Raw genomic sequence first — 14197 nt, 5'->3', positions numbered from 1 at the left:
CTTCAGTGATTACGAAACCTAAAGACCGAATAACAACTTCACAAGCAGTTGTTATTATTGTAAATTACATACTTGGGACAGGAATTCTCACTCTGCCCAGAGCATCTGTGGAAAAAGTGAAAACACCAGATGTATGGCTAAGTGTGATATTAGGTGGAATACTGGCAATGGTTTCAGGAGTAATTATGGTCAAATTAAGTCAGCAGTTTCCAGAAAAAACATTTTACCAATACAGTCAAGATATTGTAGGGAAATGGATAGGCAGGTTGCTTAGTTTTCTTATTATAGGGTATTTTCTTACAACTTCAGCATTTCAAATTCGTTCAATGGCAGAAGTAATAAGCTTTTTTTTGCTCGAAGGAACCCCCACATGGGCTATTGTTATGCCTTTTATGTGGATAGGTCTCTATTTGATTATGAGTGGTATTAATTCAATTGCACGGATGTTTGAAATAATATTTCCTATTACTTTTTTTATTTTTTTACTCATTTCCTTTATGAGTATCGGAATATTTGAGATAGATAATCTCCGTCCCGTATTGGGTTTGGGGATTAAACCAGTGTTAGATGGGATAAAAACAACGTCTCTCGCATATACAGGTCCTGAAATTATGTTAATTCTTTTGGTATTTATGGAACAACGAAATAAAGCAGTAAAAGCTATTTTAGTTGGAATTTCTATTCCGTTAATCTTTTATGTAATAACTGTTGTAATGGTCATTGGTGCATTATCAATTGATGGGGTTGTAACAAGAACATGGCCGACAATTGATCTTATGCGCAGTTTTGAAATTTCTGGATTGATATTTGAACGTTTTGAATCTTTATTGCTTGTAATATGGATTATGCAAATATTTGCTACCTATACGATTAGTTATTATGCAGCTGCATTAGGATTAGCACAACTCTTTAAAAAGAGAATTCATCCGTTTATTTTTGCTTTGATTCCAATCATTTACATCATTGCTATGACTTCGAAAAATATAAATGACTTGCTTAAATTGGGGGATATGCTCGGTAATGCTGCTTTATTTTTATTTGGTTTACTGCCACTGCTTCTTCTTATTATTACGCGATTAAAAGGAGGAGTAGTGTGAAAAATAAATTTAATTATATGCGGTTCTATTTGGCTTTGTTATGGACGCTTTTGCTTCTATTTTTAACAGGATGTTGGAGCAGTAAAGAAGTAGAAGAGTTGAGTTTAACTGCAGGTATAGCACTAGATAAAGGGAAGGATTCAACAATTGAGAAAGAGGATGAGGAAGGAGGTTATCCTAAAAGAAATCTTATAACAGCTACTTATCAAATTGTTAGTTCGCAAGCACAAAGTAAAGGAAATGGACAACAAAAACGTTATATAAATGTTTCTGAGACCGGTGATTCCATTCATCAAATTGTTCGTGAGTTTTCATTGAAAAGAGAGAGCACAATGTTCAGCCCACATTTAAAAAACATTGTTATTAGTGATAGTCTTGTACGTACATTCAGTTTAGAACAATTACTTGAACAGTATCTCCGTGACAATGAAGTTCGGCTTAGCTGTATGCTCTTAATTAGCAAGGGTCTAGCGAAGGAGGTACTGGAATCAAACAAAAAAGGAGAAATCCCAGCATTTCGTTTGTCTGGAATTGCAGATAATAGAAATAGAACAACAAGGATTTTACCTCCTGTATCGCTCGCTAAATTGGAAGGAAAGATGCGGTCAGGGTCCAGTTTTCTTTTGCAAAATGTAATCTCGATAAAAGGGGAAACAAAATTTGCAGGAGCTGCTGTAATTAAAGGGAAGACAAAAAAGTTGATGGGCTTTTTAAATGAACAGGAATTGGAAGGAGTAGTATGGATAAACGGAAAAAGGAATGGTGGTGTGGTAAAAACTTTTGATAAAGAATCAAAGAAACTTATTATATACGAGATAAAATCAATAAAAAGCAAAATCATACCACATGTTAACGGAAATAATATTTCCTTTGATGTAAACATTGAATCAGAAGGGCGTTTGTCTGAAAATTGGATGCAATCAGGAAAAGATTTTGAAAATGAATTTTTAAAAAGGGAAGAAAAAGCTATTGAAAAAGAAGTAAAGCACTTAGTACATCATGTTACAAAAAAAATACAAAAAGAATACCAAGTCGATATTGCGGGTTTTGGCAACCAATTAAGAATTAAACACCCGAGAACATGGGAGAAAGTCAAAAAAGATTGGGATCAAACATTTAGTAAAGTACCGATTAAATATCATATAAATGTAACTATACAAGATTATGGAGCGTCAAGTTTAAAACGGTGAGATACATTAATTGAAATTATATTTACATCAAAACAAAAAGTTATAAAAGTTTTAATTTGAAAATTTTTGTAACTTTTTGTTTTTTTATGTCCTTCTCATTATAGATTAAAGAAATGATTTTATCCCGCTATTTGCCGGGCAGTAAGACCCACACCTCAAAATTCAGCGAAAGCAAAGAAGTTATTAGAGGTATATGTAAGCTCTATATAGGAAGGAGAATTTTGAAATTCTATTGATAAACCAAGTAATTGTAATAGCCCTTATTTAGAATAATAATTTCAAAATCAATAAAATTTAGAGTAGAAGGAGTAAGAGCAAATTATTATGAATAAACAAATAGGATTCATCGGATGTGGAAACATGGGTATTGCTATGATAGGTGGGATGATTAAAAAAAATATAGTTTCTCCAGATCAAATAATTTGTTCAGATTTAAATGTCATTAATTTAAAAAATGCTAGTAATGAATATGGCATAACTATAACTACTAACAACAATGAAGTCGCTAACAGCGCTGACATTTTAATTTTATCAATCAAACCAGATTTATACTCATCGGTAATTAACCAAATAAAAGATCAAATAAAAAATGATGTAATCGTTGTAACTATTGCTGCAGGAAAAAGTATTAAGAGCACTGAGAATGAATTTGGTAGAAAGTTAAAAGTTGTTAGAGTAATGCCTAATACACCGGCACTTGTTGGAGAAGGAATGTCTGCGTTATGTTTTAATGAAATGGTTACAGAAAAAGATATAAAAGAGGTACTGAACATATTTAATATTTTCGGCCAGACGGAGGTCATAAATGAAAAACTAATGGATGTTGTTACATCTATTAGTGGTTCTTCTCCAGCATATGTGTATATGTTTATAGAAGCCATGGCAGATGCTGCTGTACTTGGCGGTATGCCGAGAAAACAAGCTTATAAATTTGCGGCTCAGGCTGTATTAGGTTCTGCAAAAATGGTATTGGAAACAGGAATACATCCAGGTGAATTGAAGGATATGGTTTGTTCTCCAGGTGGAACGACGATAGAGGCTGTAGTAACGCTAGAAGAAAAAGGTTTAAGAACAGCTATCATTTCAGCTATGAAACGTTGTACGCAAAAATCTATGGAAATGTCTAGTTTAACTAGTAAGTGAGAAGCGAATTTATATAATATTTTAAATCTATTTAATGTAAAAGAAATATTATGAGGCTAGTTAATAACTAAGTAAATTTATATACAACACTAACGAGAAGAATAAACCTTATTTTAAAGGGGATACAGAAAATATGAGTAATTTACTAAAAAAGAAATCCGTTACACAATTGTTAGAGCATAATCAAAGCAAGACTTTAACGAAAACATTAGGAGCATTTGATTTAATTATGTTAGGGGTAGGCTCGATAGTTGGAACGGGCGTTCTTGTGTTAACTGGATTAGTAGCAGCAAGAAATGCTGGCCCAGCAGTTGTTTTTTCATTTATACTTGCAGCAATTATATGTGGATTTATAGCATTATGTTACGCGGAAATTGCTTCTACACTCCCGGCGTCTGGTAGTGTATATACATACTCATATGCAACAATTGGTGAGTTTGTTGCTCATCTAGTAGGTTGGTCATTGCTATTAATATATATCGTGGCAACAGCGGCTGTCGCTGCTGGATGGACAGGCTATTTCCACAATTTAATAAAGGGATTTGGATTAGAGATACCTAAAGCTCTAGTAACGATTCCTTCGCATGGTGGTATTGTGAATCTACCAGCAGTAATCATTACATTGATATTAGCATGGATGTTATCTCGTGGTACGAGGGAAAGTAAACGAATCAATAATACAATGGTATTGATTAAAATTGGAATGATTTTGTTGTTTATTACGGTTGGTATATTCTATGTAAAACCAATGAACTGGATACCAATTGCACCATACGGTTTAAGTGGAGTTTTTACGGGTGGAGCAGCTATTTTATTCGCTTTTACGGGTTTTGATATATTAGCAACTTCAGCAGAAGAAGTAAAAGATCCGAAACGTAATCTTCCGATCGGTATTATTGCATCATTAATCATATGTACAATTATTTATGTTATGGTATGCCTTGTTATGACAGGAATGGTTTCCTATAAAGAATTAAATGTTCCTGAGGCGATGGCTTATGTAATGGAAGTTGTAGGACAAGGAAAAGTCGCTGGTGCAATTGCTGCAGGTGCTGTAATTGGCCTTATGGCTGTTATTTTTTCCAATATGTATGCGGCAACACGAGTATTCTTTGCAATGAGTCGTGATGGATTGTTACCAAAATCATTTGCGAAAGTTAATAAGAAAACTGGAGCACCCACTTTTATAACTGGATTGGCAGGAATAGGGAGCTCTATAATAGCTGGGTTTATTGATTTGAAAGAATTAGTTAATTTAGTTAATATCGGTAGTTTGGTGACGTTTGCGTTAGTTTGTCTATCAGTTATTATTCTACGTAAATCACACCCAAATTTAAAACGTGGATTTATGGTACCTTTTGTACCTGTATTACCATGCGTTGCAATTGTATGCTGTTTGTTTTTAATGCTAAATTTACCGTTAAGGACATGGGTGTACTTTAGTATTTGGATTACTATTGGGGTAGTAATATATTTCCTTTATTAGATAAAACACAGTAATTTAAATGAGGAAACGATCTCGAAATTACATGATAAAATTGCGAGATAATAACGATAGAAAATTTTATTAATAATCATATTGATAGTTGAGGAACATAGAAACAGTTTTTTACCATTTAGCAAGAGATAAAATAAGAGATGCTAGGGCAGCTAAGTACTTTTTTAGAAACCTTGCTTGTTTTTTACGATTTAAAACTGCTAAGGAGAGAGAAGTATGAGTGAATTGCATTTTATGAGTATAGAAGAATTAGATAATAAATTGAAAAAATCTGACAGTGGTATTTATTTCATTAAAGATTATAATGACAATATTATTTATGTAGGCAAGGCTTTTAGTATAAAAAGTAGAGTATTAGCTCATTTTAATAGTTATTCCAATATTGAGGAATATGTCCATTTATTTAATAAAGTAGCGTATCTCGTTGAAGATAGTTTGTTAAAACGCTCATTGTTACAAGTTACTTATATGATTAAATATAAACCAGTATTAAACAAAGAAGTACAAAAAGAATTCCCAGAGTTGTATACTCAATACATTAAGCAGACAAATAAAAAATCTATGTTGTTAGAAATTGATGAAGCTAAAGAAAAAGGGGATGAGTTAAAGAATAAATTAGTAAAATTAGTGGGTGGAAAAACTATGTTTTATGACATAATTTCTCTGTTAAACAATGGATATAACTATCATGTCCTCGCAAAAGTATTGAACATAGAACTTCAAACTTTAATTATAATAAAAGAACACCGAAATAAATTCCCGATACCACATAATTATAAGAGGACAATAAAACATCAAGATATAATGTATGCTTTATCTGGAAAAAAGAATTTAAGTACTTCAAGGTTAAACACTTAACTTTAAAATAGTAAATTCGTTGCTTTTGTAGCTTTTATTGTTATATTGAAATGCAATGTACATTTGTGTTTCAAATTTAATTGGTGGAATAAGGGGAGGGAAAGGGTTTCTATAAAAATACTGGAATAAATTAGGTTGCTCATGCATAAATAGCATAATTAGGTACATGTTATTTATAAATATTCAAAGATGAGAAAGTAATACAAATGAAATTCTTATTTCTGCTACTACAAGTACTATTGAGCAAATGAAGTATGAAATTGCTTTTGAACTAGGAGTCACACTGGGACCTGATACATCACATCATCTGCAAATGGTTCGGATCGGTGGAGAGATTACAAAACGCTTAGTTCGAATGGCTGAAAAACAGTTAACAGGTCAATACAGAGTACACTAAGAAAATAATCCGTATATATATATGGATTATTTTTCCTTTAATTTACAAAAAAATAAATTTCGAAATTGAAAAAACCTCTCAGATTCCTTTATAACAAACTTTTTTAGTTGTGTTAATGATATAGGTATCAAAAGATAATAAACCCGATACGAACGATGTATGAGCCTTTAAAAGAGTTTTGGTGTTATTTGCAATTTTAATTTCATAATACTTAAGCCGATATAATAAAATGTTTTATGTCTAAATTGATATAAAGTAATAATTATTAAGTGATATTTCTTTTTTATAGAATAAGTAAAAACTGATATTGTAGTAATTACTGTTTTGAGGTCAATTTACTGTGCACCTTAATTATTGAAGTTTTTTTGTTGATTAAAAACTATTGTATTTGGAAATTAATAATAAGTTTATCCCGCTATTTGCCGGGCAGTAAGACCTCCACCTAACTTCTTTGTTTCCGCTGAATTTTGAGGTGGAGGTCTTACTGCCCGTAAAAGCCCGATTGGTGAGGGCTAATAATCAGTGGGGATGAACAAAACCCCCACTGATTAAAGTTTCACTTTATGTGATGCGGTAATAAAACTATCTAGTTTGCTATTCTTAGTATTTGTAAAGTCTATATATTTTTTCCTCTTTTGTGGAAAGTAAAACTATTGTTACGACCAGTAATATAGTGTCATTTTTTTGAATATTCCATTCGTTTTTTGTTTTTAGTTGATGAAAAGACCTTTCTCTCAATTAAATGTTTAATTGAGTACTTGAATTTCCTCCACCTTGTACTTTTCAAAGCATAGTGCTTCAAAAATAGCCGTATCGCTTTCATCTGTTTCCAATTTCACAACTTCTTTATTATTTTTTTCTAAAATTTGGAGCAAAATAGTTTTTCAGTTTCACATTTAAATTAGCAGTATTTATTTTTTGAATTCAATTTGTATAAATGATTGAATTGGAACTTTGACTGTTGTTTCTTGCGGTGGTACAGTACCTCTTTTTACTTTCGCTTTATTTTAAATCTTTTTCCAGCTTGGTCCTCGCATTGACTACCACTGTATTTTGTAGTACTTCACTGTTTTCTCAAGTTCAATAATATATCTTGTAGAATTAAGAAAAGAACTTAGTGTATTTCCTTTACTTATCTACTCTGATATTTAGATGCTAACTACAATTAAATAATATATGATTTTTATAAAAAAGATATAGTAATATTTTGTTGTGAATTGTACTAATTTGATATTTTATAGTATTATTTGTCGTGAATTATATATAACAGAATATATTTTATGGATCTATAAAGGAGAATGTAATGAATACTTCCATCGATATACAACACTTGTGTGATCTTGCACATAAAGCATTTAATGCCCCTGTGCATATTTTGTCTACAGACAGAAAAATTTTATATCATTCTACATCTGATAATGTTTGTAGTCCTTTTTATTCTTCAAAAGAAGAACATCTTAGTGATATTTATCAAGAAAACGATCCCTTTAACTTGCCACTTTTTCGAAGCAATAACTATCTTGAAAATTTTGTTCTAATTCATATAGAAAATCATGATGATATTAAAGGGACTATTATAATCGGTCCTACTATACATTCAAAAGATTCAGATGATATGATCATAAAATTTCAGAAAGAATTTAAATCAAATGATAACATTCAAGAAAGACTTGCCTATTATCAGTGTTTATCTGAGATTAAAAAAACTACATTAATTGATATGGGAATTTTATTACATTACATGATTTTCAATGAAAAGTTAGATGTAGATATTGTCTTGGAAAAAAATAAAGTACTAGAGGAAGTTCCTAATAAAATTGTGAAACCTGATTTATATATTTTAAAACGCCGACAAAACAAACCTAAAACACACAATATGGCATTAGTAAATGATTTCTTTTCGACTATCAAAGAAGGAAATAAAAAAAAGTTAATACAGTATATGTATGCGGTTTCACAAGAAGATGTTGAACTTATGCTAATAGAGGATCCGCTCAGGAATCAAAAAAACCTTGGAATTATTGCGATTACCTTAGCCACTCGATATGCAATAGAAGGAAATCTGCCACCAGATATTGCTTTTGCTCATAGTATTTTATATATACAAACCCTGGAACAATTAGATAGTGTAGAATCTGTAAAGCGATTGTCAGGGGACGCTTTACGTACCTTTGCAGATCGTGTGAAAGAATACAATGCAAAAAAGTATTCTTACGCGGTTACTACATGTATAAAACATATTAATAAAAATGTTTACGATGGAATATCTCTGAATGAACTTGCTAATCATTTAGAAATTACGCCTACTTATCTGTCTAAACTATTTAAAAAAGAAATGGGAATTACTTTAAGCGAATATATTCAAAGGGAACGAGTGGAAGAAGCAAAGAAATTATTAACCCTCACTACTTATTCGTTATCAGATATCTGTGCTTGGCTTAACTTTAATGACCAAAGTTATTTTATAAGAGTTTTCAAAAAAATCACTAGCATGACTCCTAGGCAGTACCGTGAAAAATATACAATAATATAAGCTTGTTATTTGCTGTCTCCAATGTAAAGACTTAAACATGGGTGTAAGTACCCCAAAAGATGAAAATACTGGACTTATTACGCTAGAAAGAGTTTGTGATTTGTCTAGAAAAAGAACTTGTATTCAAATAGACGTATGAGATTAACCAGATATTATCTTGTTAGCGGAACAGTTTCAATTTTTAGGAGTTAGAAAAATAATGGAGAAACAAAGTATATCTATTTTTTTAATAACAATCATGTGCTGAATTTATCCCGCTATTTGCCGGGCAGTAAGACCTCCATCTAAAAATTCAGCGAAAGCAAAGAAGTTAGGTGGGGGGCGGGCTGCCCGTAAAAGCCCGATTGGTGTGGGCTAATAATCAGTGGGGATGAACAAAACCCCCACTGATTAAAGTTGCACTTTATCGGTATAGTTCTGAATCAGATAAACTAGTCTGATGTCAGCTCAAACAAATAGCTCTTGAAGACTTTATAAACACATATGTGAGCAAAAGCTCAATGGAAATCTTTGTACCATATTGTTAATTTGAAAAAATACACTAACCGTTATTTTGCTAAAGGAAATAAAAAGACAGAAGGCTGCAAAGAGTGTTCCAAGGAAGCTTTGCAGCTTTTTTGTAATTTAAAACCTATGTTTATAACGAAGATAAGTTTATAGACTAATATCTTTATACTGGATATTTATTAATAATGATATTAGGATTTTTTGTGAAAAATCAATAATATAACATATATTACTAAATATATCTACATTTTATGCAATTATACATAACTAAATAAAGGTAAAAAAGTATAAAAAGACCTATTATATTATTCTATAAGTATTTTTTCTAAAATAAAATTTCTTGGTTGAGCTAAAATAGTTATTTTTAACCGTATACACATTAATTTGTAATCATTCCAATTACAGAAATGAAATTTACGAATAACTATATTTATATAATTTTTTCCGGGACATATTTTTATTTAACAGTGAATTATCGAGCTTAATCGACAAAATCTTTCTATTTACGCATTAAAAATTTAATGTTTTAATGAACAACATAACTGGTATGACCAGACAGAAAGGAGAAGGTTACGCTAATAGGAATTATAGTGAAGTTGTAAGTAACATTATGTCTTTAATAATTTTCTAAATAGTCAATTTATTCACAAGAGGTCAAGAATCAAATTGGTAATAAACGTGTTCTAAGTTTCTGCATAACAAAAGTGAAGTTATTCCGCAATAAAAGTATAAGCAATGTACAGTATAATTTCATCTTTTGTTGTCTAGTAAGGAGTTTGCTGACAAAACTAAGAGGGATATTATCAAATTGAAATTAAACAATGTTATGACAAGATTAACTGTAAGCATTGGTTTATTGATCCTCACGATTCTGTAAGTTAAACCGCAACTTTAGGAAAGAATTAATAATTTACTACTCATAAGGTGCCTGATTCAAATATAGTTAATAAATTTTTGTTATTTATATTTTAAAAAATAGAGTATCGAAATGAGAGATAAATAAAATCCTTATATCCTATTAGAAGTAAAAAACAACGATATTAACGTATCTGAAAGATTTCTCCTTCTTATCCAGTTTACAAAGAGAGCGGTCGTACAAGTTATATGAATTAAGTTATAAAAACAATGGTAAAGGAGTGTACGGAATGAAAACTAAAATAATGACAGGATTTTTAATAACATCCATTGTAACTGGAGCAACTATTCCTATCAATACTCTCGCAACACCAATCGTTCAAGCAGAAACTCAACAAGAAAACATGGATATTTCTTCATCATTACGAAAATTAGGTGCGCATTCTAAATTAGTCCAAACGTATATTGATCAATCTTTAATGAGTCCTAATGTACAGCTAGAGGAAGTCCCAGCTTTAAATACCAATCAATTCCTAATCAAACAAGATATGAAGGAATGGTCATCGGAACTCTATCCACAGTTAATTCTATTAAATTCAAAAAGTAAAGGATTTGTAACAAAATTTAATAGTTATTACCCGACATTAAAATCGTTTGTAGACAATAAAGAAGATAGAGAAGGGTTTTCGGATAGACTTGAAGTACTTCAAGAAATGGCTATGACGAATCAAGAAAATGCGCAACGACAAATCAATGAATTAACAGATCTTAAATTACAGCTTGATAAAAAATTAAAAGATTTTGATACTGATGTGGCAACTGCGCAAGGCATACTAAGTACAGATGGAACAGGAAAAATAGATCAGTTAAAAAATGAAATATTAAATACCAAAAAAGCAATTCAAAATGATTTACAGCAAATTGCATTAATACCAGGGGCTTTAAATGAACAGGGATTTGCTATATTCAAAGAAGTTTATAGTCTTTCAAAAGAAATTATTGAACCGGCTGCTCAAGCAGGGGTGGCAGCGTATAACAAAGGAAAAGAAATTAACAACTCTATTTTAGAAGCGGAGAAAAAAGCGGCGCAAGAAGCGACAGAACAAGGTAAAACTGCTCTAGAGATTGAAGCAGCAAAAAAAGCAGCTCGTGAAGCAATTGAGAAAAGCAAACAAGGTGAAATAGCAGCCGCAGCCGCAGCAAAAACACAAGAGTATGACCTGATGAAGGTCATTGATACCGAAAAGATTAAGAAAACATTTGGCGTTTTTGCTGAAGTAAATAAATTAACAGCAGAACAGCGAGCATATTTAGATGATTTAGAGAAACAAAATCAAAAAATATATGATTTAACAACGAAATTATCAATAGCTGATTTACAAAAATCAATGCTTCTTCTTACACAAAATGATTTGCATACGTTTGCAAATCAAGTAGATGTAGAACTTGACCTACTAAAGCGCTATAAAGAAGATTTAAATCTAATAAAAAATAGCATTACAAAATTATCTACTAATGTTGATACAACTAACGAGCAGTCTCAAAAAGATACATTAAGACAATTAAAAAATGTAATAAGTTACCTTGAAGAACAAGTATATAAATTTTGATATTGCGTTTTTTGGGAATTCATAAAGATTATAAGCATTTAGCGAAAGAAGGAGAATAGTCATGAAAAAATTTCCATTCAAAGTACTAACTTTAGCTACATTAGCAACTGTTATAACTGCTACTACCGGTAACACTATTCATGCATTTGCACAAGAAACGACCGCTCAAGAACAAAAAGTAGGCAATTATGCATTGGGCCCCGAAGGACTGAAGAAAGCATTAGCTGAAACAGGGTCTCATATTCTAGTAATGGATTTATACGCAAAAACAATGATTAAGCAACCAAATGTAAATTTATCTAATATCGATTTAGGCTCAGAGGGGGGAGAGTTGCTCAAAAATATTCACCTTAATCAAGAGCTGTCACGAATCAATGCGAATTACTGGTTAGATACAGCGAAGCCACAGATTCAAAAAACTGCTCGTAATATTGTAAATTACGATGAACAATTTCAAAATTATTACGACACATTAGTAGAAACTGTACAAAAGAAAGATAAGGCAGGTCTAAAAGAGGGTATAAATGATTTAATTACTACAATCAATACAAATTCAAAAGAAGTTACAGATGTGATTAAGATGCTACAAGACTTCAAAGGGAAACTATATCAAAATTCTACAGATTTTAAAAATAATGTTGGTGGTCCAGATGGGAAAGGTGGATTAACTGCAATATTAGCAGGTCAACAGGCAACGATTCCACAACTTCAAGCTGAAATTGAGCAACTTCGTTCTACTCAGAAAAAACATTTTGATGATGTATTAGCATGGTCAATTGGTGGTGGATTGGGAGCAGCTATTTTAGTTATTGCAGCTATTGGAGGAGCGGTAGTTATTGTTGTAACTGGCGGTACAGCAACACCGGCTGTTGTTGGTGGACTCTCGGCTCTTGGCGCAGCTGGTATCGGTCTAGGAACTGCGGCTGGTGTCACAGCATCTAAGCATATGGACTCCTATAATGAAATTTCTAACAAAATCGGAGAATTAAGTATGAAAGCAGATCGTGCTAATCAAGCAGTTCTTTCGCTTACTAACGCGAAAGAAACATTGGCATATTTATACCAGACTGTAGATCAAGCGATATTGTCTCTAACAAATATTCAAAAGCAATGGAATACAATGGGCGCAAATTATACAGATTTATTGGATAATATCGATTCTATGCAAGACCACAAATTCTCTTTAATACCAGATGATTTAAAAGCCGCTAAAGAAAGTTGGAATGATATTCATAAAGATGCAGAATTCATTTCAAAAGATATTGCTTTTAAACAGGAGTAGAACTGAAATTTAAAACCTAAATTGGAGGAAAATGAAATGATAAAAAAAATCCCTTACAAATTACTCGCTGTATCGACGCTATTAACTATTACAACTGCTAATGTAGTTTCACCAGTAACAACTTTTGCAAGTGAAATTGAACAAACGAATAATGGAGATACGGCTCTTTCTGCAAATGAAGCGAGAATGAAAGAGACCTTGCAAAAGGCTGGATTATTTGCAAAATCTATGAATGCCTATTCTTATATGTTAATTAAGAATCCTGATGTGAATTTTGAGGGAATTACCATTAATGGATATGTAGATTTACCTGGTAGAATCGTACAAGATCAAAAGAATGCAAGGGCACATGCCGTTACTTGGGATACGAAAGTAAAAAAACAGCTTTTAGATACACTGAATGGTATTGTTGAATACGATACAACATTTGATAATTATTATGAAACAATGATAGAGGCGATTAATACAGGGGATGGAGAAACTTTAAAAGAAGGGATTACAGATTTACGAGGTGAAATTCAACAAAATCAAAAGTATGCACAACAACTAATAGAAGAATTAACTAAATTAAGAGACTCTATTGGACACGATGTTAGAGCATTTGGAAGTAATAAAGAGCTCTTGCAGTCAATTTTAAAAAATCAAGGTGCAGATGTTGATGCCGATCAAAAGCGTCTAGAAGAAGTATTAGGATCAGTAAACTATTATAAACAATTAGAATCTGATGGGTTTAATGTAATGAAGGGTGCTATTTTGGGTCTACCAATAATTGGCGGTATCATAGTGGGAGTAGCAAGGGATAATTTAGGTAAGTTAGAGCCTTTATTAGCAGAATTACGTCAGACCGTGGATTATAAAGTAACCTTAAATCGTGTAGTTGGAGTTGCTTACAGTAATATTAATGAAATGCACAAGGCGCTTGATGATGCTATTAACGCTCTTACTTATATGTCCACGCAGTGGCATGATTTAGATTCTCAATATTCGGGCGTTCTAGGGCATATTGAGAATGCAGCTCAAAAAGCCGATCAAAATAAATTTAAATTCTTAAAACCTAATTTAAATGCAGCGAAAGACAGTTGGAAAACATTACGAACAGATGCTGTTACATTAAAAGAAGGAATAAAGGAATTAAAAGTGGAAACTGTTACTCCACAAAAATAGGGAAATATTAATTCTGTTGTAAAGTGAACTAAAACATAGAAAGTCTATGATTACACTGTTAAA

The 14197-nt window shown here is 31.8% G+C and carries 10 protein-coding genes and 1 pseudogene; 10 read left to right on the top strand and 1 reads right to left on the bottom strand.

What is annotated here, in order from left to right; all coding sequences use genetic code 11:
- The first annotated feature begins 5 nt into the window (after window positions 1-5).
- From NST27_RS15120 to NST27_RS15095, 6 genes and pseudogenes are all read left to right on the top strand, one after another.
- Window positions 6-1097 (top strand): spore germination protein, encoded by a 1092-nt coding sequence (locus NST27_RS15120; RefSeq protein ID WP_000628985.1) that lies wholly within the window; start codon window positions 6-8, stop codon window positions 1095-1097.
- Window positions 1094-2287, top strand: coding sequence for a Ger(x)C family spore germination protein (locus tag NST27_RS15115; RefSeq protein WP_000790799.1), 1194 nt, complete (start codon window positions 1094-1096; stop codon window positions 2285-2287). The genes NST27_RS15120 and NST27_RS15115 overlap by 4 nt, the downstream gene beginning before the upstream one ends.
- A 324-nt stretch (window positions 2288-2611) precedes the next feature.
- Entirely contained in the window at window positions 2612-3430 is an 819-nt protein-coding gene (gene proC, locus NST27_RS15110) for a pyrroline-5-carboxylate reductase (protein ID WP_001041290.1), read from the top strand.
- 133 nt (window positions 3431-3563) lie between these two features.
- Window positions 3564-4979 (top strand): annotated as a pseudogene (locus NST27_RS15105) (amino acid permease).
- Window positions 4980-5144: 165 nt separating this feature from the next.
- On the top strand, window positions 5145-5786 hold the full coding sequence (locus NST27_RS15100; protein ID WP_001292166.1) for a nucleotide excision repair endonuclease: 642 nt from the start codon (window positions 5145-5147) through the stop codon (window positions 5784-5786).
- A 211-nt stretch (window positions 5787-5997) separates the two neighbouring features.
- A complete protein-coding gene (locus NST27_RS15095; RefSeq protein ID WP_130813691.1) occupies window positions 5998-6183 on the top strand; it encodes an alpha/beta-type small acid-soluble spore protein in 186 nt (61 codons plus the stop codon).
- Window positions 6184-6929: 746 nt separating this feature from the next.
- Here NST27_RS15095 and NST27_RS15090 read toward each other — a convergent pair.
- Window positions 6930-7058, bottom strand: coding sequence for a hypothetical protein (locus NST27_RS15090; RefSeq protein ID WP_001986326.1), 129 nt, complete (start codon window positions 7056-7058; stop codon window positions 6930-6932).
- A 428-nt stretch (window positions 7059-7486) separates the two neighbouring features.
- On the opposite strand from NST27_RS15090, the gene NST27_RS15085 reads away from it, so the two are divergent.
- The 4 genes from NST27_RS15085 (at window position 7487) to hblA (ending at window position 14134) form a co-directional block, all read left to right on the top strand.
- On the top strand, window positions 7487-8716 hold the full coding sequence (locus NST27_RS15085) for a helix-turn-helix domain-containing protein (protein ID WP_001097930.1): 1230 nt from the start codon (window positions 7487-7489) through the stop codon (window positions 8714-8716).
- A 1652-nt stretch (window positions 8717-10368) separates the two neighbouring features.
- Window positions 10369-11688 (top strand): hemolytic enterotoxin HBL lytic component L2, encoded by a 1320-nt coding sequence (hblC, locus tag NST27_RS15080; RefSeq protein ID WP_000850225.1) that lies wholly within the window; start codon window positions 10369-10371, stop codon window positions 11686-11688.
- Between the two features lie 61 nt (window positions 11689-11749).
- Complete coding sequence (gene hblD, locus NST27_RS15075; RefSeq protein ID WP_000714435.1) at window positions 11750-12970, top strand: hemolytic enterotoxin HBL lytic component L1; 1221 nt, start codon at window positions 11750-11752, stop codon at window positions 12968-12970.
- A gap of 36 nt (window positions 12971-13006) precedes the next feature.
- Complete coding sequence (gene hblA / locus NST27_RS15070; RefSeq protein ID WP_000591969.1) at window positions 13007-14134, top strand: hemolysin BL binding component B; 1128 nt, start codon at window positions 13007-13009, stop codon at window positions 14132-14134.
- The last annotated feature ends 63 nt before the right edge of the window (window positions 14135-14197 follow it).

Origin of the sequence: Bacillus sp. FSL W8-0770 (genome assembly GCF_038008705.1) — a bacterium.
In the GTDB taxonomy this organism is placed as follows: Bacteria; Bacillota; Bacilli; order Bacillales; family Bacillaceae_G; genus Bacillus_A; species Bacillus_A cereus.
Note: the sequence above shows the minus strand (reverse complement) of the source record. Positions and strands in the feature narration are given on the sequence as shown.